We start from the raw sequence: 21549 nt of genomic DNA on the forward strand, positions 1-21549 counted from the left end.
CCACTGCATCCCCTTCTGATTACGCTGTTATTTTTTCTCTGTTTTTTCCGATTTTTGTCCTCATTACATACCAGAGCGCTCCCGTGATACATACAGAAGAGTACGCTCCGCACACGATACCTACCATCAGAGGAAGTGCAAATTCCTTAATAGAACTTACACCCATAACGAAGAGCACAAATATCATGATAAATGTCGTAAGCGATGTATAGATGCTTCTTGTCAATGTCATCGTGATACTTCTGTTGACAATATCTGCAAGCGGCTCTTTTCTTCTTCTCGTCTTCAGTTCTTCCCTTATGCGGTCGAAAATAACGATAGTCGCATTGATGGAATATCCGACGATGGTAAGCATGCAGGCAATGAAAGTATTGCCCACGCTGATCCTTGACACTGCATAAAATACAAGTACCACAAGTACATCATGAACCAATGCGGCAACGGAACTTGTCGCAAATCGGATATCTTTAAACCGGAACCAGATGTAAAGGAGCATACATACTGCTGCGATCGCAACTGCGATGATCGCATCCTGTCTCATCTCGGAACTGATAGTAGAGCTGATATTGGAATACGTAATTTTCGATTCATCTACCTGGAACTCTTCCACCAGAGCCTGATCCAGAGCCTCCCTCTTTTCCAGATCAAGTGCTTTTGTCTTGATAATGACCTGATTGGTATCACGCACTTTCTGTGTCTGTACTTCCGCATCTCCGGTTGCCTTTTCCACTACAGGAACAACCTTGGAATCAATCTCCTCCAGGGAATAATCCTGATTAAAAGTAACATTTGTGGACGTACCTCCCTGGAACTCCAGACTGTACTCCAGCATTCCTTTTCCTCTTGCGCCGTTCACGCCCATGACAATCAAGCCAGCAGCGATAACCGCAATGGAGGCGGCAAAGAAAATCTTTCTTTTTCCAAGGAAATTGATCGGCTTTCTTGCCGGCTTCACTTTCGCATAGAATTTTTCCTTCCGGATTCCGATGGCATAGAACGCATTGATGATCATCCTGGTAATTACCAGTGCTGTGAACATAGACACAACGATACCAAGGGCCAGCGTCTGAGCAAATCCTTTGACACTCCCTGTTCCTTTCAGCCAGAGCACAACCGCTGCGATCAGCGTTGTGACATTTCCGTCCACGATGGCAGAAAGAGCTTTCTGGAATCCAAGTCTCAATGCCGACTTCACACTCTTTCCATCTGTGATTTCTTCCCTCACACGTGCAAAAATAATGACATTCGCATCTACCGCCATTCCGATAGACAGGATGATACCTGCAATCCCCGGAAGTGTGAGCGTGATATCAAATGCATTCAGAAGTACAAGCACGATCCCAGTATAAATCAATAAGGCAATACTGGATGCAAGCCCCGGCAGGAGATAAACCACGCACATGAAGATGAAAACGATGATCAGACCAATCACACCTGCTTTCAGGCTTGTACTGATTGCTTCTTCCCCGAGCTGCGCCCCTACCACTTGAGAATTGAGTTCTTCTAATTCGAGCTTCAATCCGCCGATACGGATGGTAGATGCGAGTTCTTCCGCCTCCTCAAAGCTTGACATTCCATTGATATAAGCCATTCCATCTGGAATTTTTTCATCTACGTTCGGAGAACTGATCGTCTCTCCATCGTAGATGATAGCGATCTGTTTTCCGATATTTTCTTCTGTAGCCTTGGCGAACTTTTCTTTTCCTTCTTCGTTCAGCTGAAGCTCCACCATATATTCTGCGGCACCAGTGTCTTGATTCTGCCCCGTCTTTGCCTCCGCTGTCTTGATGTCACTTCCGGAAAGAACCGTCTCTCCATCTTCTGTCTGAAATTCCAGAGAACCTGGCTTTCCGAGTTCTGTAAGGATGGCATTTGCATCGTTTACCCCAGGTATCTCGATGCTGATCCTGTCATCGCCTTCCTGATACACCGTTGCTTCTGTACTGTACCCATCCACACGTTTCTGAAGCTTATAGACTGTATCGCGCATTTCCTCACTCGTCGGATTTTTATCCGTTACCTTGTACGTAATGCTGACACCTCCGGCCAAATCCAGTCCAAGCTTGATGTTTTTCATCGCGCCGGTATTGCGGCTGCCAAATCCGACAAGAGTCGTGAATCCCAGTATCACGATCAAAGCCGCCACGACAAAGAGACTTGCTATCCCTCCGCTTTTCTTCATGCCTTCACACCCTTCCATTCTGCTTCTACGCTTCGGATTCTCCCAAGTCCGCAAGCGCTGCTTTTATCATGATGGCACACTCAACCCTCTTGCGCTCCATCTCACATCCGATATCGTAGGCCTCATTGAGAGATCCTTCGAAATGATATGCATTTGCCATACATCCGCCGCTGCAGTAAAACTTTGCAAAACAGTTTCTGCATTTTTCCTTGGAATACACATTGCATCCACGGAACGCCTCGGCAATCTCAGGCTTCGTGATCCCTTCATCCACATTGCCCATCAGGAAGTCCTCATCCCCGACAAACTGATGGCATGGGTAGAAATCTCCCCAAGGCGTCACTGCAAGATATTCCGTTCCCGATCCGCATCCGGAAAGCCGTTTAGCGATGCACGGTCCGCCTTCCAGATCGATCATGAAATGGAAGAAGTTGAATCCTTTGCCTTCCTTCTCCCGCTGGATCATATATTGTGCAAGCTTGTCATACTCATCAAAAATCTGCGGAAGATCTTCTTTGCGGATCGCATACGGATCTGTCTCGTCTCCTACCACAGGTTCAATAGACATCTGTTTAAATCCAAGATCCGCAAAATGCATCACATCTTTTGAAAAATCCAGATTATTTCTCGTAAATGTTCCTCTCACATAGTAGCGGATCTGGTCGCGGCTGTCTGCAAGCTTCTGAAACTTCGGCACGATCAGATCATAGCTTCCTTTTCCGTTCCGGAACGGTCTCATTGCGTCATTGACTTCCTTTCGTCCATCAAGACTTAAGACCACATTATCCATCTCTTTGTTCAGGAATTCCTGGATTTCGTCATTTAAAAGCACTCCGTTCGTAGTCAGCGTAAAGCGGAAATGCTTGTCATATTTCTTTTCCTGCTCTCTTCCGTATGCCACCAGGTCTTTTACGACCTGCCAATTCATAAGCGGCTCTCCGCCAAAGAAATCCACTTCGAGATTTCTTCTGCTTCCGGAATTTGCGATCAGGAAATCCAGCGCCTTTTTCCCAACTTCAAAAGACATAAGCGCCCTTCTTCCGTGGTATTCCCCTTCCTCCGCAAAACAGTATTTGCATGCCAGGTTACAATCGTGAGCGATATGTAAACAAAGCGCTTTTACTACCGTCTTTCTCTTCATAACTTCCCCGATACAAGACTCATGTGTATCTGGTGCAAAAAGCTGTCCTTCTTTTGCCAATTCGGCCAAATCCGGAAGCAGGGAGAGAAGTTCTTTTTCGCTGTATTTATCTGAAAGCTCTTCAAGCACTGCTTTCTTCGTTTCTTCTGACTGGATCGTCTCCGCAGTCTGATCCTGACACAATCTGTCCAGGCAGGCGATCACATCGTATCCCATCTGGTCCACAACATGCACGCATCCACTGTTGACGTCCAGGACAATATTATATCCGTTGTTCTGGTACTGGTGAATCACAAACGGTACCCCTTTCTGTTTATCGATATTTTTTCTGAGATTTTCTTGCAACATCAACAGACAGCGACCGGTCAGCCGCTGTCTGTGAAAATTTCCCCTGTATGATTTCTGCTTATTTCTTCTGTTCGCAGGTCTGGTTTCCTACTGTGCAGGATGTCTTACATGCAGACTGGCAGGATGTCTGACATTCTCCGCATCCGCCTTTCTTCATTGTGTTGTTTAAAGTCTGTGTATTTAATGTTTTAATGTGTTTCATTTCCTGTTTCCTCCTTTGGTTTATGCTATTCGATATTATAGCATACTGCCCTCTCTTTTTAAAGTATTTTTTTCTTCCTTCTCAAGAAAACATACCTCCCAGCATTCCTCCTGCCGAGCAAAGTACAAGTGTCGTCAAAAGATTGACCACATCTCCCTGCAACGTGTGATACACTCCAAACGAGACGAGCAACAGGAGGAGAAAGTACAAAATGCCTAATACAAGCCCCCATATGAACTTTCTGACTTTCTGGAGTTTCCCAAGCAAAAATCCTCCTGCAAAGGCGGAAACCACATAGATCCCTATGATACCTGCCGACACTTTCCCTTTATCAAGATTCAGTTTGTAAAGAAGCACCGCCAATACAAGAAGCAGCAGCGCCGTGATGGCATAGGATACCAACAATGCCTGAAAGATGCGCATAATTCCTGTTTTCTGACTTTTCCCCATCACACCCTCCTTGTCCTTTTTCTAAGACTATTGTATGATGTTTTTTCGGGATTTATGACTCAAACGCCTTTACGCTTCCATCTGACTTCCGAGAAACATCGCCGCACATGCGGCAAGTTTCTGGCGAACTTCCCTTTCTTTTCCTTTTTCCCTGCTCAAAAATATGACGCTTCCGATGACATCTCCTCCTGATAGAATCGGATAGATGATCTCCTCCTGATAGGAGGTCTGTTCTGCTTTCGATATCGCAATGTACTCTTTTTGGCCGATTTCTGCAATTATCGGTTTTCTCCCTTCCGCCGCATCCATAAGCTCTTCCGATATTTCTTTTTCCAACATTTCCTTTTTTCCTGCCCCCGAGGCTGCAATGATCTTTTCCATATCCGTAATGCAAACAAGGAGCCCTGCCGTCTGCGAGAGACTTTCTGCGTACTGCTCCGCAAAAGAGTGGATTTCCCCAAGAGGAGAGTATTTTTTCAACACAATCTCCCCTTCTCTTCCGGTAAATATTTCAAGGGGAGCACCTTCCCGTATACAGAGTGTTCTTCTGATTTCTTTTGGAATGACTACCCGCCCCAGATCATCGATCCTTCTTACGATTCCTGTCGCTTTCATATCTGTTTTCCTCCATCTGCCATTTTTTCCTGTTCCTTGGTAATACTTCTATTATCTGTGAAAACTTCTTTTTTATGCGCTTCTTTCCCGCCGAAAGAAGTTTTCCGCATTGCACTTTTTTATTTGAACGTGTAAAATAAAGGAAAATAATAATTAGGAGGACATCCGTATGAGCAAAATAGAAGAAGTCAGAAAACAGATGGTGGCTGCCATGAAATCCGGCGACAAAGCCAGAAAAGAAACTCTCTCCCTTCTTTTGGCATCTCTCAAAAATAAGGCTATCGACAAAAGAGCAGACCTCACAGAGGAAGAAGAAGTACAAGTTGTTTTAAAAGAGATCAAACAGACAAAAGAAACCCTGGAATTAACACCTGCAGACCGGACCGAGATCATCGAAGAATGCAAAGGACGTATCTCTGTCCTGGAGGAATTCGCACCAAAAATGATGGATGAGGAAGAAATCCGATCTGTCATCGCATCTGTCCTTTCCGACTTGGGCCTTGAACACCCAACCGGAAAAGACAAAGGAAAGATCATGAAAGAGCTGATGCCGAAAGTAAAAGGAAAAGCGGACGGAAAGCTCGTAAACGAAATGGTCAGCACTTTTTTTGAGTAGAAGAAAAACAGGGCATCCAGATTTCTTCGGATCCGGATGCCCTGTATATTCGTATATTTGATCTTTATTCTGCATCTGTGTTCTCAGAGTTTTCCTGCGTTGTATCTTCCGTGTTTTCTTCCGTAGTTTCCTCTGTGTTCTCAGACGTATCTTCCGTTGTCTCAGCGGCCTTTACGTTCACTCCCTGTTTCACAAAATCGATCTTTTTCCATTCTTTCCCGTATTCTTTGATCTCTGTGTCTTCTTTCCATTCTTTCAGAAGTTCGTCGTATCTGTCCTGCTCTCTCTGATCAATGATCTGCTGCTTCTTGCTGTCCGTTGCTTCCCGGTCAAAGTCTGAAGTTAATCTTGCCACATAAAAACCGGTGTCTGTTTCGATAACATCTGTCATTTCTCCGGCCTTCAGTGCATCTGCCGCTTTTATAACCTTTTCATCCAGAGACTGTGAGGAAGAATCAAATGTGAGCTCCGAAGCCGTAGCCCCCTGTTCTTCGGCAGACGCGCTGAAGTCTTTTCCCTCTTTGACTGCTTTTAAGAAAGCATCTGCTTTTGTCTTTGCCTCATCCTTAGTATCGGTGTCTGTCTCGCCTTCTGCAGAAGAGTCTTCTGAGGATGCATCCTTGGAATAAAGGAAATAGACATACTGCATCTTTTTTTGTGCCGCCTCCTCGTCAGATACATTCTGATCCACATCCTTGATCATTTCCGGCTGCATTTTATTCTGGACTGTCAAAAGTGTCAAAATCTTTTCGATCGTCTCTTTGTCTCCTGAGATCATTTTCCTTGCCTCTTCGCTGTTGCCTTTCACAAAAGCATCAGCCGCATCAGAAATTTTCTTCTTCTCTTCATCCGTAAGGCTTACATTGTAGTCTTCTTTATGCTGATCGATGAGATAGAGCTCTTCCAGAGACTGCATGATATTTTTCTTTGTAGTTTCTTCGTAGCTCTTTCCCGCCTCAATCTGTGTTTCCCACATATTATCGCCAAGCATGGATGAATAGGTGGCCTCGTACATGGCTTGCTGGTATCTTGCAAAAAAATTCGCCACATTTCCTGTGATCTCTTCTTTTCCTACCGTAGCCATAACATCACTATCTTCAAGCCCTCCACATCCGGCAAGTGTACTCATCGCGAGAGTACCCGCAAGCAGAAGTGCTGCAAAACGCTTTTTCATAATTCCAAAAGCCTCCTTCGTATATTTAGCCTTCTTATTATATCTTTTTTCCTCTATACAATCAATGTTTTTATATCATTTAACAGATTTTTCACGACTTCCAGAATATCCGGATCTTTTTCTTTTCTGTTCTTATTTTTCTTTTCATAGAGAAAATAAGGTGCCAAATCCGTCTTAAACACAAGCTCTCCTTTTCTTCTTTCCAGGAGTTTCGGTATCTCTTCTACCTTTACCTTTGCTTTTTCGTACATGACAAGTTTCAGCACATTGCCTTTTTGTTCCACTGACGTGACATAGACAGAGTGTGCAAGTGCTTTAAGCCTCGCGATCAGAATCAGCTTCTGGACTTTTTTCGGGATATCTCCGAACCTGTCAATGAGTTCTTCCATCATATCGTCCATCTCCTCGTCTGTCTCGATGGCGGCGATCCGCTTGTAGATATCCAGCTTCTGATATTCATTCGGCACATAGGATGCCGGAATGAAAGCATCGACATTCAGATCAATCGTGGTAGTGTAGCTTTCGATCTCGTCCTCCTCTTCCCCGTTTTTCATGCTCTTGACTGCCGCGTTCAGCATCTTACAGTACAAGTCATATCCAACGGCCTCCATATGCCCATGCTGTGCTTCTCCCAGAAGATTCCCCGCTCCCCGGATCTCCAGATCCCTCATAGCAATCTTGAATCCGGATCCGAGATCCGTGAATTCCCGGATTGCTGCGAGACGTTTTTCCGCCACCTCTCTTAAAAGCCTGTCTCTCCGGTATAGAAGAAAAGCGTAGGCCATACGGTTGGAACGGCCGACTCTTCCCCGCAGCTGATAGAGCTGGGCAAGCCCCAGCTTGTCGGAATCGTGAATGATCATTGTGTTTGCGTTAGAGATGTCAAGCCCGGTCTCAATAATTGTGGTAGACACAAGAACATCGATATCTCCGTTGATGAAATCGTACATGATCCGCTCCAGCTGATGTTCTTTCATCTGTCCGTGGGCATACGCCACACTCGCCTCCGGCACAAGGTTCTGGATCTTTGCGGCGATCTCGGCAATATCTTTGACTTTATTGTACACATAATACACTTGTCCCTGTCGCGACAATTCTCGTGTGATAGCTTCCCGCACCATCTCATCCTGATACTCCATGACATACGTCTGAATCGGCATTCTGTCCATAGGAGCTTCTTCCAGGACACTCATATCACGGATTCCGATGAGACTCATGTGGAGTGTCCTTGGGATCGGTGTGGCTGTGAGTGTCAGAACATCCACATTTTCCCGCAGTTTTTTGATCTTTTCCTTATGTTGGACTCCAAATCTCTGTTCCTCGTCAATGATCAAAAGTCCCAGGTCTTTAAAACGGACATCCTGACTTAGGATCCGGTGTGTCCCGACAAGAATGTCCACCTGCCCTTTCTCCAGATCCGAGAGGGTTTTCTTTTGCTGAGAAGGCGTACGGAACCTACACAGAAGGTCCACTCTGACGGGAAAGTCTTTCATCCTCTGGATGAGTGTATTGTAGTGCTGCTGGGCCAAAATCGTAGTCGGCACAAGAAAAGCCACCTGCTTATTCTCCTGCACCGCTTTGAAGGCAGCCCTTATAGCCACCTCCGTCTTTCCGAATCCCACATCCCCGCAGATCAGACGATCCATGATCTTATGACTTTCCATATCCTTTTTTGTTGCTTCGATAGCAAGGATCTGATCATCTGTCTCCTCAAACGGGAACATTTCCTCAAATTCCTTCTGCCAGACGGTATCCGGCTCATAAGAATACCCTTCTTTCTGCTGCCGCGCTGCGTACAGCTTCACGAGATCTTTTGCGATCTCCTGAACCGCCTTTTTTACTCTCGTCTTTGTCCGTCCCCAGTCCTGTCCTCCAAGACGATTGAGCTTCGGCTTTTTTGCATCCGCACTTGCATACTTCTGGATCAGATCCATCTGTGTTGCCGGAATGTAGAGATTCCCGCCTCCCGCGTATGAGATCTTCATATAGTCTTTCTCAACACGGTCCACTTCCACTTTCTCTATCCCCTGGTATACACCGATACCATGATTCTCATGTACAACGTAATCTCCAGGCTTTAATTCTGTAAAACTGTGGATCTTTTCCCCTTCATATACTTTATGCCTCTTTTTTTTCCGGATTTTTCCGAAAATATCCGTTTCCGATATCACACTGAATTTCAGAAGCGGGTACTCATATCCGGTCGTCACATGCCCGTAAGAGACCATGATCTCTCCTGGTTTCACGAGCCGATCCAGATTTTCATCGTAGAAACTGTTGAGTCCATAATCTCTCAAATCTTCTGCCAGACGTCTGGCTCTCGTACGCGATCCGGAAAGCAAAATGACCCGGTATCCGCTGCGTTTCAGCCTCGCAAGGTCCTTCGTGAGCACCTCAAAACTACTGTTATACGGATTGACATTTTTCGCCTGGATACTATATGCCGCACGCATCTGAAATTCTTTTATTTTTACTTCAAGGGCTGTAAATCCGATGGACGGGAAAAGATTCAGCTCCTGTATGACATCCTTTATCCGGAAGATACAGATTGGTTCTCTCTTACTTTGAGCCTTTGTCTGTTCTGCATTTTTCCGGTTTTCCTCCGCCTGGCGCACTTCTTCCTCCACTTCACTTCCACGCTCTGAGAGGCGGAGAGGTTCATCCAGAAAAATAAGAGTTTCTTCCCGTTCAAAACAAGACAGAAACGATACTTTATCCTTATCATCTGACATTTCTCCGGCCGGGAAGACAGTGATTCTCTCCATATTTTCTACAGATCGCTGCGTATCCGTGTCGAAGGAACGGATGGAATCGATCTCATCATCCCAAAATTCAATCCGGACAGGCAGATCCTCTGTAAGCGGAAAGAAATCCAAAATTCCGCCTCGAACCGCAAACTGCCCTGGCCCTTCAATCTGTTCCTCTCTGCGGTACCCCATGGACACGATCGTCTCTTTCAGCTTTTCGAAATCCATAGTCTGTCCTACTTCCATGCAAAACACCTTTGCCCGGATAGCCTCCAGAGAGTCGACGGCATCCATCAAAGCGTCAATGGTAGTGATGACTGTAGCGCGTTCTTCTTCAAGAAGTGCGCGCATTACTTCCATGCGCTGCTTTGTCAGAAAAATACCTCTGATGTCTGCCTGATAAAACAAAAAATCTCTGGCTGGATAAAAGTACACATCCGGATCCAGAAAGCGATATTCCTCGTACACCTCTTTTGCACGTTCTTCATTGGAAAGAACATAGAGACTGCGTGTTCCATCCTCAGCCAGGGCGTAAGCAAGATGCGTCTTCTGGGAACCTGTACAGCCCGCAATCTGCAGCAAGCCCGTTTTTTGCTTTTTTGTTTTCTGAATGGTCTCAAATTCTGCCAGTTCCAGAAGAGGTTCCGTAAAAGCTTTCATCGAACGTTCTCCTTCCTTATCCTTTTCGGTTAAACCTATTCATGGCCTCGTCCACTTCGCCGCGGCCTGCCATGCTTACTGCCTGAACCGCATTTTCGCAGGCTTCATCCATGGCTTCCCTTTCTTCTTTTGAGAAATGTCCAAGCACATAGTCTGCAAGATCATACCCTTTTGGTTTTTCTCCCACGCCGACCTTCACTCTCATAAATACATCATGTCCCAAATGCGCAATAATATTTTTGATGCCGTTGTGTCCGCCGGCACTCCCTTTTTTGCGAATGCGGATTTTTCCCACATCCAGGCTGATATCATCGTAGACCACGATCAGTTCGTTCTCCTCATCGATCTTATAGTAATCCACAAGTTCCCGCACGCTTTCACCGCTCAGATTCATGAATGTCTGAGGTTTTGCCAGGATGACTTTCGTCCCGTCTATCACACCTTTTCCGATCAGCGCCCGGTGTTTTCTTGTGTCAACTGGTATATGGTATTCCTCCGAAATCCTGTCTATGACATCGAACCCAATGTTATGTCTCGTGCCTTCGTAGCGGGAGGATGGATTCCCCAACCCTACAATTATAAACATCTTTCTCATCTCTCCTTTTTTGCTGTCTTTCTATTGTAAACCAAAACCATCTCTTTGGCAACGGCGTTTCCCTACGTATTTATGTACATTTTTGCATGAGGATCCTTTTCCCATCATATAGTATAAAAAGGGAAATCCAAACAAGCGGAAATCATTTTACCAAAGGAGGCAATCTATCCCATGAGTTCCAAAACAAAGATCGTTGTACTTCACATGAAAGAAATAATCTACACCGCAGTGTTTGCGCTGCTTGGCATCCTGCTCATACTCATCCTGCTTTTCATGTTTCTCCCCGATGATTCCAAGGAGAAATCTTCTTCTAAAGAGTATATGCCAGGCATCTATACATCCAGCATTACATTGAACAACACACCACTCCAGGTGGAAGTCTCGGTAGATAAGCATCACATCAACTCCGTACGATTTTCCAATCTTGATGAGACGGTAACAACCATGTACCCTCTGATCCAGCCTGCCATGGAGGACGTCGCAGATCAGGTAGTAAAGAACCAGACCACCGACAATATCACATCCAGTTCGGAAGATTCTTATACTTCCAAACTCATCACAGATGCCATAAACGATGCATTAAAAAAAGCCGAGGAGAAGTGATCCCGGCTTTTTTTGCTTTCTTTACTTTGTCATACTACCCTTCTACTACCAGGTACTGTCCGCCAGGCAGTGAAAATACTTCCGATGCATCCTCGATCTCATCCAGTGTCATTCCATCCACATCGGCTCCGGACTCTTCCAGATATTCTTTTACTTCTTCCAGTGAATCCAGAACAACCGCCATACAGTCTTCCAAAAATGCTTCTGCTTCTTCCTGTGTCTCTGCCACCGGCTCATCAAAAAGCTGAGATTGCTTTTTTAAAAACGTCTGCAGACATTCTTCGCTGTACTCGTACATGCAAATCCCTCCTATTCCTTTTTTTCTTCTGTAAACGAGAGAAGTTCCTGCGGACGGTCTATGATCACATCCGCCCCCGCTCCTGTCAGTACATCTCTAGAACGAAAGCCCCAGCTTACACCAATCGTTTTCATTCCGGCATTTTTGCCCGTATGCATGTCCACATCGGAATCCCCGATATAAAGGCATTCCGATGCTTTTGATCCTGTTCTGTCCATGATCAGAAAAACTCCTGCCGGATCCGGCTTCCTTGGTATCCCTTCTCTTTGTCCCTGTACGTAATCAAACAACTCTTTGCCAAAAAAGGTATGTACGACATCCACCGCCTGTCCGTCCGGCTTATTGGACAGTACCGCCAGATGGACTCCTTCTTCTTTGAGCTTCATTAAAGTCTCCGTTATTCCGTCGTATGGCCTTACGCGGTAAGTGCAGTTTTCAGAAAACACTCTCCCGTATATTTGCATTGCCTCTTCAATCCGCAAAAGATCGGTATCCCCACACGCCTTCATCGCATTTTCCATCAGTACTCTTGCACCGTTGCCCACAAACATACGGCATTGTTCCATCGTAATGGCAGGTAACTTCATCTCTTTCAAAGTCAGATTGACCGAATAGGTAATGGACTCCAGTGTGTCCGTCAGCGTTCCATCCAGATCAAATATACAAGTCTTAATCATCTCTGTCGCCTCATTCCTGTTTTGGATTTTCTGTACACATAAAGCATAATATAACACAAGAAAAATTTCAACAAAAAAAGAAGAGACCGTATTCTTATACTCTGTCTCCTCTTCCTTTTTACACAAGATACTGCTTCATCGTTTTCAGGGCATTTTTTTCCAGACGACTTACCTGCGCCTGGGAAATATGAACTTCTTTTGCCACCTCCATCTGCGTCTTACCTTCAAAAAACCGAAGCCGGATGATGTATTTTTCCCGCTCATTCAAGTGCTCCATCGCGGCTTCCAAAGACAGGTCTTCCACCCATCTCTCCTCTTTGTTCTTCTTGTCACTGATCTGATCCATGACATAAAGTGCGTCTCCGCTGTCGTTATAGACCGGCTCATTCAGACTTACCGGAGCCTGAATGGCATCCAGTGCAAAAACGATATCTTCTTTGGAGATTCCGATTTCCTCCGCGATTTCCTGAACCGTTGGCTCTTTCAAATTTTTCTTCACATAGTTTTCCTTTGCGTATATGGCCTTGTAGGCCGTATCTCTCAAAGAGCGGCTTACCCGGATGGAATTGTTGTCCCTCATGTAGCGCCGAATCTCGCCGATGATCATCGGAACCGCATAAGTAGAAAACTTTACGTCCAGTTCCGTATTGAAATTGTTGACAGCCTTGATAAGGCCAATACATCCGATCTGAAATAGATCATCCGGATTTTCATTGCTTCCCGAAAAACGTTTGATCACACTAAGCACAAGTCTCAGGTTTCCTTTGATATATTCTTCTTTCGCCTGCTCATCTCCCGCTTTGATCCTGGCAAACAACGCCTCTTTATCCTCTTCTTTCAGAAGCGGGAGCTTTGATGTATTGACCCCGCATATTTCTACCTTGTTTGGCACCATTGTACATCCTCCTGCATCGGCATACTGCCGTTCTACTTAGAATGATGTACATACGCACAGTCTCTTATTCGATTTTCGAAAAAATAAAAAAAGTTTTTACCCTTGACAATTCTTCTTTCTCTAGTCGTTTCTGTCCCACTTGTCGGCCAGGTTTAAGATCTGACTTTCCAATTTTGCCAAATCTTTGTTGGCAAGTCCTTCGTTTTTCATGACCACTTCCATCAGACGTTTGGCTGCTGCCACAACACGGTTAAATACCATGTTTGCCCGGATCCTTGCCGGCTTCTCAGCTGCTTTCTTCGGTATCCGGATTCCTTCGCTTATAACTTCATCCTTCAAAAGATCCACACAGCCTCCGGAATAAGGCGCAAAAGCAGGGTACCCTAATGTCTCTGTGATCGTTTTTGCAAATTCATCTGTAACTTGATCTTCGCCGTGAACGACAAATACGTGACGAATTGGCGTCTCGAAGGCGGACAGCCAGTTTAAAAGTCCGTTCTTGTCCGCATGTCCGCTGATCCCTTTCAGAGAACAGATTCTTGCATTCACTTCCACGTTTTCTCCGAAAAGTTTGACACACTCGGCTCCTTCGATCAGCTTGCGGCCAAGTGTCCCTGCGGCCTGATATCCAACGAAGAGGATGGTGCATTCGTTTCTCCAGAGATTATGCTTCAGATGATGTCGGATCCTGCCCGCCTCACACATTCCGGATGCCGAAATGATGATCTTCGGGCGGTCGTCAAAATTAATCTGCTTAGATTCCTCCGTCGAAGTTGCAAGCTTAAGACCTGGAAAGCGCAGTGGATTGATCCCTTGCTTCACAAGTGCCAGCGCCTCCTCATCAAAGCACCCGTACATATTTTTGTTAAATACGTTCGTCGCCTCGATGGCAAGCGGACTGTCCACATATACTTCAAAATCCGGATTTTCCGGTATCAGTCCTTTCTCCTTGATCTCCCGGAGAAAATACAGTATTTCCTGGGTACGTCCCACAGCAAACGACGGAATCACAACATTGCCTCCTACGGCAAATGTCTCCCTCACGATCTTTGTGAACTCTCCTATGTAATCCGGTATCCCTTCTCCGTGGATCCGGTTGCCGTAAGTGGATTCGATCACGACATAATCTGCTTCCGATACATTGGACGGATCTTTGATGATTGGCTGATTGATATTTCCCACATCTCCGGAAAATACAATTTTTCTCGTCTCTCCATCTTCCGTAATCCACACTTCTATGCTTGCCGATCCAAGAAGATGTCCCACGTCATTGAATCTTACATCCACACCTTGGCACAGCGTAATTCTCTGTCCATAGTCACAGGGAGCGAACAATTCCATCGTATCGACAGCATCCTGCATAGTGTAAACAGGCTCATAAAGCGGCGCCCCGCTCCTCCTTGCCTTTCTGTTTCTCCATTCTGCTTCAAACTCCTGTATATGAGCACTGTCACGGAGCATGATGCTGCAGAGATCTGCTGTGGCAAACGTAGTTACAATCTCCCCTTTGAATCCTTTTTTTACAAGCAGAGGGAGGTTGCCGGAATGATCGATATGTGCATGAGTCAAAAGGACAAAATCGATCTCAGACGCGGATACCGGAAGTTCCTGATTTTCATAAAGATCAGGTCCCTGCTCCATTCCACAGTCCACCAGAATATTCCTGCCGCATGCTTCCAGAACATGGCAGCTTCCTGTTACCTCATGTGCCGCGCCGATAAACTTCAGTTTCATAAAATCGCCCCACTTCCTGTCATTGGTATTTGTAGATATTGTACCACTTTTCGGATTGATTTTCCTTATTTTTCTGAAATTTTATTCAAATTTTGCAATTTCTTTTTTCAATCTTACCATGATCTTTTTTTCCAGTCTGGAAATATAAGACTGTGATATCCCAAGTACATCGGCCACTTCTTTTTGCGTCATCTCTTCTCCGTCTGCTCTGCCAAGTCCAAAACGCATCTTCACGATCATCCTCTCCCTCTTCGACAGCCGCCCCACGGCTCTTATGAGCATCGTCTTCTCCGCCTCTGTCTCCATATCTTTATATATTGTATCCTCTTCTGTTCCAAGGATATCGGATAAAAGAAGCTCATTTCCGTCCCAGTCTACATTCAACGGCTCATCGATTGACACTTCCAGCTTCGTCTTGCTGTTTCGTCTGAGATACATCAAAATCTCATTTTCAATACACCGGGATGCATACGTGGCAAGCTTGATATTTTTCTCCGGATTGAATGTATTGATGGCTTTGATCAGACCGATCGTCCCTATGGAAATAAGATCTTCCACTCCTACCCCTGTATTATCAAATTTCTTGGCGATGTATACGACTAGCCGGAGATTATGCTCGATCAGCTGTTTTCTTGCATACTCGTTCTGCTCGGATCCAAGCTTTTCAATGGCTTTCGTCTCTTCTTCCAGTTCCAGCGGAGCCGGAAGGATGTCTGAACCTCCTATGTAGTGGATATCCAGTTTTTCCGGAAAAAGCCATGTCCGGACCGCAGGCAGTATTTTCTGCCGAAACGGATATGCAATTGCAAGATTCATTATCATTATTTTACCCCTCCTACTAAAATATCTGGATTTAAAATCATTTTGTAAATTCCATTCGCTGAGATCTTCGTGTCGGAAATTCCGATCCATACGTCCTCTATCGTTCGGTCTTCTTCTCCTGAAATATGTAGAGAATCAAACTTTACCAGAGGGAGAAGCCCATTTTCGTCCCCTATAGACCGACAACATATATACCGGACCGGCCGTTCTCCCTTTTCTGTCAGCAGATCCTTGACCGCTTCTTTCTCAACCACACAGACAGGATTACCTGTCTGGGGATCTTCCAGGTTATTTCCCGTATCAAAAAGTCCTGTAATCTCTGTCATTTTGTCTCCTATCCGAAGCTGGATCCTGCATGTATATGTCCCCATTCTCTGCATATGCCTCATAAGCTTCCAGATGATTCCAAGCAGCTCATAACTGATGACTGCAAAGAGAAAGAAGAGACTTCCTGTACGAATATATTGCCGGAAAAATCCAAAAATTCCTCCAAGCAAAAATCCCCCTGCATAAAGCATCAGGTACACACGCACAAATTGTCGAAGAGAACGGATGCGGAGCCCTGTCAGAATCATAGCGCTGTTTATAAGCAGATGAAAGCAGACCATCTTTACAACAGCAGGGAGCGGGACCGCCACCGTAAGGCAAGTCAGAAAGGCTCCCACAAGCGCCCCCGGTAAAATCCGTACGCGTGGCGAGTCAAAGACTGCTATCTTCCTGACTGCAAGAAGAAGGAGATAGTCCATCATAAAATTGATCAGGAACAACAGATCGATGTACACTTCGTAATACACGTCTTACCCTCTTTTCCTTTCGCTGCCAAATCGATTCTGTGCGAACAACCCATATTATAAAAAATGTGATTTTGAAAATTTGTCAGAAGCTGACAGAGAAATGATTTTTCTTTCGACAAAAAAATCCGAAATACTCTCTGCATTCCGGATTTGTCTGCTGTATTTTTGCTTTTTCAAGGCATGAAGTCTGACGCGATCGATTTCGTCGGATACATCCCAGGTTCTTGTAAAATCTCATATCCGGGATCCTTGCGTCCAAGCTGTACCGTCTCTCTATCCAGAACTATGATACAGTCGTAAGCGTCCACGATCTGTTCAATATTCCCCGAATCGATCTGTTCCGTCACATCCACGTTATCCGAATAGAGGAAATATCTTCCCACATACTGTACACTCCAGTCCGATACCTTTCCGCTCTCATCTGAAGCAGCTATCAGATATGTCCCCGTATCTCCCTGACTGCCCTCATACCATCTGTCTCCTGTGACAGATTCCATTATCCCAGGAAGAGAAGTTGTGTAAGACTCTCTGATAAATACAAGCCCATTCCATTCCGAATACAAAAAATTGATTCCTATCAGAAGAGTTGCAAGCACACCATATTGATAATATCGCTTCGTCTCCGGGGAAAAAAACGCCCGGTAAGGGCCCCTTTCATCGATTCCCACTGAAAACGAGTTCTCCAGATCCTGTTCTGCACACAGGAGGAGAATCCCTGCAAAAAGGGTCATGATACTGCAGGCGTATCGCTCAAATCCCGCCAGTCTGAGTGCTTCTTTCTCCGGCATGTCATACAGATACAGCCATAAAATTCCCAAATAATATATCAGAACCAGAATATCTGCAAAAATCAATGCTTTCCCAAGTTTCCATTTCTTTTTCAGCAAAGTCTTCACAAGGATAACAGCTATAACAGCGGCCAGATTACATAATATGAACACCTGAAACGCCCGGTCTGACAAGTCAAACGCCTCTTCCACAAACTCTTGGATGACCTGTCCATAAAGCTTTTTCGGAACTGCACCTGTCGTCTGCTGCCCAAAAGAAGCGCCAAACTTTCGGTTTACTCCGGCCAAACGCTCATTCACATGCAGCTGCCACAAAAAGAAAGGGAGCAAGGAAAAAGCGGCTGTAAGACTGGAAGCAGTGACCGTTTTTACACTTCGTTTTTCCTTTTTCCAATAAACAGACAGATAAAAAAGAAGCGGAACCAAAGCAAACAGAATTCCTGTATCTTTCACGATGACTGTAAATCCAAGAATCAGCCCCACAGTCACGGACGCTCTCATACATTGTTCGCCAAAACGCCAGACAGCCGCCATCGCTGCCATGGAAAGAAGCGGAAGGAGGAAATCAACCAAAAGATTGTTGATCCGTATTGTCAGGTTCAGATACGACAGCATGCAGCACCCCATCCCAAGAAAAGAATAACAAAGAAATCTCCTCTTTTCCCTGACAATTCCGAATACTGCCAGAAAACACGAAAAGAGAATGCTGTTCTGTGCAAGAAGCATGACTGACTGAGAGCGGCCGAGAAAGCGGCACACATAGTAAATAAAAAGTGAACATCCAGGCGGATAATCGCGAAAGGAGACAAGTACGCTGTCTGCCTCCGGCAGCGCATCTACAGAGAGCAAATATTTTACTATCAAAGCCCAGTGGGAAAAATTGTCATAGTGGAGAAGTCTCATGCTCAGGATCAAACTTCCGAAAACGATCGTTCCGGAAAAAAAACAAACCCTAAATGTATTCCATTTTGGCAGACAGACCTTTCCGTGTATCATCTGCCATCCAAAGCATCCCAAACCTCCCACATACAAAATCGAGGCCGTTGTTTTAAGGAACCCTAAAAGCGCTCCCGCATACAAGACAAGTCCCAGAGCCGCAATAACCGATATGGGAACAAAGAACGTCTCTTTCTTCTGTTTTTGAAGTCCGATATACAAATACCCTAAAAATGATAACAGAAATCCCGCTCCTTTTATCCATTCCATTTTATCGCACCCCCTTCTCCTGATTTTTTTTCCAGTCTTTCATCCGCATCCGGATATTTCGGCTTATTTCATCGTAGACAGTCATCCACGGATCGATCTCTTTTGGCAAGGAATGTTCTCTGTCATGAATGATCTGCATCCAGTTTTTCCTGCTTTTTTCTTCTTCCGGCTCCACCATCGCCGCATACAGATATTCCCCTTCCGTTTCTTTTTGGTATACCAGCCTGGCCGACAGAGACGTCTCATAAAATTCTGTCCTCACACGGATCCGGAATCGTTCTCCAGGGGCTATTTTTCGCATCTTTTCCATGCGAAACGCGATTCCTTCTTCTGAGACATCTTCGCTTTTTCCGTACAATACATCTCCCCGTATTTCAATGCGGACCTCTTCTTCTGCCCGGATCCGTTCGTATTTTCTTTTCGAATCCCTCCCAAGCATAAAAAATGCCGCATAGACAAGGGTAATCATATTGTGGAAGAGCCAAAATAAAATAACGCTGCTGTATACAAGTGCCATACCATATTTTCCGTGCACATATCGGAAAATGGCCGCCAGCGTAAGGACGATCAGTATCCCGTGAGGAATGATATAAGCAGCCGATGTCGTCCTCCCACGTGTTTTTCTCTTTTCCGTAACTCTAAATTTCTGCTGCCGGATGCCTATAGATTCGAGAAATACCGGAACAATCAGATAAGGGGCCAAAATCGTATCAATAACCTGACTCCAACGCATATTTCTTATATTGGTGCTTAAATATCTTACGGACATATTGTAAGTCAGGTAATATGGGAGCCAGAAACATAATAATTCCAGGAATCCACATTCCACAAGCTTTATATCAAATAGGGCAAACATGATGGGAGCCATGATGAATACCATCCGGTTAAAAAATGACCACCAGTACAGATATGCGTTCAAATAGGAAAGCCTCCCTGCCAAAGAAAGTTTTGTCGTGAACACCGCATTGGTATTTCGTATACTTTGAATCACTCCCCTGGCCCAGCGTCTCCTCTGGGCAATCATGCTTTCCACCGTGGTTGTGGAAAGTCCGGAAGCCAGCACCTCGGATGTGGCGTACGTGATATAGCCGGCTTTTTGCATACGCAGACTTGTCTCGAAATCCTCCGTAATGGTCCCATATGGAAAGCCGCCGATTTCTTGCAATGCTTCCCGTGAAATCACAGTATTGCTTCCTGTGTAGGCGGCTGAGTTGGAAGCATTTCTCATAATATTGATCTCTCTGGAAAAAAAGTCCTGTTCATTTGGTATATCTTTCTCTGAAAACAGATTGAACTGAAACAGATCCTGATTATAAAAACTTTGAGGAGTCTGAATAAGTCCGATTTTTTTATCCGGAATGAAAAAATAAGGCACTGTCTTCAGAAGAAATTTCCTGCGTGGTATCATGTCCGCATCGAACGTTGCAACAAGAGGAGAGCCCGTCTTGGAGAGGGCATGATTGTAATTTCCGGACTTTGCGTGCCGATTGTCCGAAAGTCCCAGATAACCGACTCCCATACTTTCGGCAAGCTTGCGTATCTCGGCTCTGTTTCCGTCATCGCAGATGTAAATGTGGACTTTCTTCTTATCCGGATATTCCAGGAAAGTACATGCGTTGACGGTCTTGTACAGGAGACGCGCCGGCTCATTATGTGTAGCGATCAGCACATCCACATCTGGATATTCTGTGTCCGGTAAAGACGGTAGGCACAGTTCACTCCCCTCCGTCCCCATCTTGCTGACCATCAACTCAAACATACCAAGAATCGTGACAGCTTCTGCTGCTGCAAGAAGGATACCTGCCGCCACCTGTACCTTTCCCTCCGACCACGGAATCGTACAGAAAAACCTCCAGATTAAATAATTGGCGGAAAATACCATAGTGCATAAAAACAAGAGCTTTCTTTTGGTCTCCTTCTTCATCTATTTCCCCTCGTTCCTTTCTGAAATACCCAGCTTTTCTGCATCCGATAGGACAGGAAAAAAAGGATCGTGTCGCATAGTATTTTCCCGCAAACCGGATTTACCGAGAAAAATGTAGTTACTGCAGACACAAATGCCGCAGAACCAGCTCCCAAAAACAAGCAAAGCAACAAATATCGCAGAAAAGAAGCTCCATCATCTTTACATCCAAAAACTCCAATCCTGTTTAAGATGTAGTTGGACATTGCAGATCCGGCCCTTGCAACATATGTAGCAACCGTAATCTGTAAAACTACCGCAAGGGATGTCTTCTCCAATATCTGTAAACTGATCCAAAACAATAGAAGATCCAGAAAGGTACAAAATATGGAAGAGAAGATAAAACGAAACAGCGTAGGACACAATACCTTTACTACACGGACACTGTCCCGTATAGGACGGAAATGGGAACCTGCATTTCCGTTCTCATAAATGGTACAGATTCTCTCTGTCCTTATCGGTATCTTCTCCCGGATACAGGTCAGCAGTGCCTGCATCTCATATTCAAACCGCTCACCTGGCACTTCCAGCATGACATCCAGATACTCTCCATCAAAGGCGCGCAGCCCAGTCTGTGTATCCCGCAGCCACTTACCGCTTTCCAGCCAGAACATAAGAGAGATCACCCGGTTTCCAATCCAGGAACGAAAGGGAATTCCTCCACGCGAAAAATCCCTCTCTCCAAGGATAACTCCCTTCGGCTCGTCACACATTTTTCCCAGTATCCGGAACACATCCACAGCTGCATGTTGACCATCACTGTCCACACAGAGGATTCTGCTCCCCTTACCGCCTTTTTCTTTTACGTAACCAAAGGCTGTCTTCAGCGCTCTTCCTTTTCCCTTGTTTTCGCTGTGAGTTAGTACCGTACATTTTTGCTTTGCCCGAATCCTGTCAAAAATCGGCTGATACCTGTCTCCTGATCCGTCATCCACTACAATGATATGTCCCTGTATTTTCCTGCAAAGCTCAGAAACGTAACTGCACAGTCTCTCCTCCGGTTCCAGAGCCGGTATGATGATATAAATTCCTTCCATTT

19 protein-coding genes are annotated in these 21549 nt (G+C 45.2%); 2 read left to right on the plus strand and 17 right to left on the minus strand.

What is annotated here, in order from left to right:
• Positions 1-19 precede the first annotated feature (19 nt).
• The 5 genes from secD to FLB61_RS01525 all read right to left on the minus strand — a co-directional run bounded on the left by secD (position 20) and on the right by FLB61_RS01525 (position 4938).
• On the minus strand, positions 20-2182 hold the full coding sequence (secD, locus tag FLB61_RS01505) for a protein translocase subunit SecD (protein ID WP_221919216.1): 2163 nt from the start codon (positions 2180-2182) through the stop codon (positions 20-22).
• A gap of 25 nt (positions 2183-2207) precedes the next feature.
• Positions 2208-3617 carry a thioether cross-link-forming SCIFF peptide maturase gene (scfB, locus tag FLB61_RS01510; RefSeq protein ID WP_087200300.1) on the minus strand — a complete coding sequence of 470 codons (1410 nt, stop codon included), beginning with the start codon at positions 3615-3617 and terminating at the stop codon, positions 2208-2210.
• Between the two features lie 112 nt (positions 3618-3729).
• Entirely contained in the window at positions 3730-3873 is a 144-nt protein-coding gene (gene scfA / locus FLB61_RS01515; protein WP_008976445.1) for a six-cysteine ranthipeptide SCIFF, read from the minus strand.
• Between the two features lie 81 nt (positions 3874-3954).
• Complete coding sequence (locus FLB61_RS01520; RefSeq protein WP_221919217.1) at positions 3955-4323, minus strand: TIGR04086 family membrane protein; 369 nt, start codon at positions 4321-4323, stop codon at positions 3955-3957.
• Positions 4324-4392: 69 nt separating this feature from the next.
• Positions 4393-4938: a stage V sporulation T C-terminal domain-containing protein gene (locus tag FLB61_RS01525; protein WP_221919218.1), complete on the minus strand. Its 546-nt coding sequence runs from the start codon at positions 4936-4938 to the stop codon at positions 4393-4395.
• Positions 4939-5107: 169 nt separating this feature from the next.
• Here FLB61_RS01525 and FLB61_RS01530 point away from each other — a divergent pair, with 169 nt between their 5' ends.
• Positions 5108-5554: a GatB/YqeY domain-containing protein gene (locus tag FLB61_RS01530; protein WP_221919219.1), complete on the plus strand. Its 447-nt coding sequence runs from the start codon at positions 5108-5110 to the stop codon at positions 5552-5554.
• A 64-nt stretch (positions 5555-5618) separates the two neighbouring features.
• Here the strand turns inward: FLB61_RS01530 and FLB61_RS01535 are convergent, their stop codons facing one another.
• The 3 genes from FLB61_RS01535 to pth are packed head-to-tail and all read right to left on the minus strand — an operon-like array spanning position 5619 to position 10721.
• Positions 5619-6728 carry a peptidylprolyl isomerase gene (locus FLB61_RS01535; protein WP_221919220.1) on the minus strand — a complete coding sequence of 370 codons (1110 nt, stop codon included), beginning with the start codon at positions 6726-6728 and terminating at the stop codon, positions 5619-5621.
• 53 nt (positions 6729-6781) lie between these two features.
• The gene (gene mfd, locus FLB61_RS01540) at positions 6782-10135 is read right to left on the minus strand and encodes a transcription-repair coupling factor (RefSeq protein ID WP_221919221.1); all 3354 of its coding nucleotides are present in this window, start codon (positions 10133-10135) and stop codon (positions 6782-6784) included.
• 16 nt (positions 10136-10151) lie between these two features.
• Positions 10152-10721 (minus strand): aminoacyl-tRNA hydrolase, encoded by a 570-nt coding sequence (gene pth, locus FLB61_RS01545; protein WP_087200201.1) that lies wholly within the window; start codon positions 10719-10721, stop codon positions 10152-10154.
• 180 nt (positions 10722-10901) lie between these two features.
• Between pth and FLB61_RS01550 the strand changes: the two genes are divergently transcribed.
• Complete coding sequence (locus FLB61_RS01550; RefSeq protein ID WP_221919222.1) at positions 10902-11333, plus strand: FMN-binding protein; 432 nt, start codon at positions 10902-10904, stop codon at positions 11331-11333.
• A 34-nt stretch (positions 11334-11367) separates the two neighbouring features.
• Here FLB61_RS01550 and FLB61_RS01555 read toward each other — a convergent pair whose 3' ends face one another.
• The 9 genes from FLB61_RS01555 to FLB61_RS01595 form a co-directional block, all read right to left on the minus strand.
• Entirely contained in the window at positions 11368-11631 is a 264-nt protein-coding gene (locus FLB61_RS01555; protein WP_087200197.1) for a glyoxalase, read from the minus strand.
• Positions 11632-11642: 11 nt separating this feature from the next.
• Positions 11643-12308, minus strand: coding sequence for an HAD family hydrolase (locus FLB61_RS01560; protein ID WP_087200299.1), 666 nt, complete (start codon positions 12306-12308; stop codon positions 11643-11645).
• Positions 12309-12426: 118 nt separating this feature from the next.
• Positions 12427-13203, minus strand: coding sequence for an RNA polymerase sporulation sigma factor SigG (gene sigG / locus FLB61_RS01565; RefSeq protein WP_087200195.1), 777 nt, complete (start codon positions 13201-13203; stop codon positions 12427-12429).
• Positions 13204-13323: 120 nt separating this feature from the next.
• Complete coding sequence (locus tag FLB61_RS01570) at positions 13324-14937, minus strand: MBL fold metallo-hydrolase RNA specificity domain-containing protein (protein WP_087211904.1); 1614 nt, start codon at positions 14935-14937, stop codon at positions 13324-13326.
• Positions 14938-15018: 81 nt separating this feature from the next.
• The gene (gene sigE, locus FLB61_RS01575; RefSeq protein WP_405121552.1) at positions 15019-15753 is read right to left on the minus strand and encodes an RNA polymerase sporulation sigma factor SigE; all 735 of its coding nucleotides are present in this window, start codon (positions 15751-15753) and stop codon (positions 15019-15021) included.
• A 5-nt stretch (positions 15754-15758) separates the two neighbouring features.
• A complete protein-coding gene (locus tag FLB61_RS01580; protein WP_087200189.1) occupies positions 15759-16553 on the minus strand; it encodes a sigma-E processing peptidase SpoIIGA in 795 nt (264 codons plus the stop codon).
• 173 nt (positions 16554-16726) lie between these two features.
• Positions 16727-18547: a hypothetical protein gene (locus tag FLB61_RS01585; protein WP_221919223.1), complete on the minus strand. Its 1821-nt coding sequence runs from the start codon at positions 18545-18547 to the stop codon at positions 16727-16729.
• A gap of 1 nt (position 18548) precedes the next feature.
• On the minus strand, positions 18549-20471 hold the full coding sequence (locus tag FLB61_RS01590) for a glycosyltransferase family 2 protein (protein ID WP_087211913.1): 1923 nt from the start codon (positions 20469-20471) through the stop codon (positions 18549-18551).
• Entirely contained in the window at positions 20468-21547 is a 1080-nt protein-coding gene (locus FLB61_RS01595; protein WP_221919224.1) for a glycosyltransferase, read from the minus strand. Before FLB61_RS01595 ends, FLB61_RS01590 begins: the two co-directional genes overlap by 4 nt.
• Positions 21548-21549: the final 2 nt, after the last annotated feature.

It is taken from the genome of Sellimonas caecigallum (assembly GCF_019754295.1).
Classification (GTDB): domain Bacteria; phylum Bacillota; class Clostridia; order Lachnospirales; family Lachnospiraceae; genus Sellimonas; species Sellimonas caecigallum.

Bases quoted from the DNA above. Each gene is read 5' to 3' on its own strand.
- secD (WP_221919216.1), bottom strand. From the start codon at position 2,182: ATGAAGAAAAGCGGAGGGATAGCAAGTCTCTTTGTCGTGGCGGCTTTG.
- scfA (WP_008976445.1), bottom strand. From the start codon at position 3,873: ATGAAACACATTAAAACATTAAATACACAGACTTTAAACAACACAATG.
- FLB61_RS01520 (WP_221919217.1), bottom strand. From the start codon at position 4,323: ATGGGGAAAAGTCAGAAAACAGGAATTATGCGCATCTTTCAGGCATTG.
- FLB61_RS01525 (WP_221919218.1), bottom strand. From the start codon at position 4,938: ATGAAAGCGACAGGAATCGTAAGAAGGATCGATGATCTGGGGCGGGTA.
- FLB61_RS01530 (WP_221919219.1), top strand. From the start codon at position 5,108: ATGAGCAAAATAGAAGAAGTCAGAAAACAGATGGTGGCTGCCATGAAA.
- FLB61_RS01535 (WP_221919220.1), bottom strand. From the start codon at position 6,728: ATGAAAAAGCGTTTTGCAGCACTTCTGCTTGCGGGTACTCTCGCGATG.
- mfd (WP_221919221.1), bottom strand. From the start codon at position 10,135: ATGAAAGCTTTTACGGAACCTCTTCTGGAACTGGCAGAATTTGAGACC.
- pth (WP_087200201.1), bottom strand. From the start codon at position 10,721: ATGTTTATAATTGTAGGGTTGGGGAATCCATCCTCCCGCTACGAAGGC.
- FLB61_RS01550 (WP_221919222.1), top strand. From the start codon at position 10,902: ATGAGTTCCAAAACAAAGATCGTTGTACTTCACATGAAAGAAATAATC.
- FLB61_RS01555 (WP_087200197.1), bottom strand. From the start codon at position 11,631: ATGTACGAGTACAGCGAAGAATGTCTGCAGACGTTTTTAAAAAAGCAA.
- FLB61_RS01560 (WP_087200299.1), bottom strand. From the start codon at position 12,308: ATGATTAAGACTTGTATATTTGATCTGGATGGAACGCTGACGGACACA.
- sigG (WP_087200195.1), bottom strand. From the start codon at position 13,203: ATGGTGCCAAACAAGGTAGAAATATGCGGGGTCAATACATCAAAGCTC.
- FLB61_RS01570 (WP_087211904.1), bottom strand. From the start codon at position 14,937: ATGAAACTGAAGTTTATCGGCGCGGCACATGAGGTAACAGGAAGCTGC.
- sigE (WP_405121552.1), bottom strand. From the start codon at position 15,753: ATGAATCTTGCAATTGCATATCCGTTTCGGCAGAAAATACTGCCTGCG.
- FLB61_RS01585 (WP_221919223.1), bottom strand. From the start codon at position 18,547: ATGGAATGGATAAAAGGAGCGGGATTTCTGTTATCATTTTTAGGGTAT.
- FLB61_RS01590 (WP_087211913.1), bottom strand. From the start codon at position 20,471: ATGAAGAAGGAGACCAAAAGAAAGCTCTTGTTTTTATGCACTATGGTA.
- FLB61_RS01595 (WP_221919224.1), bottom strand. From the start codon at position 21,547: ATGGAAGGAATTTATATCATCATACCGGCTCTGGAACCGGAGGAGAGA.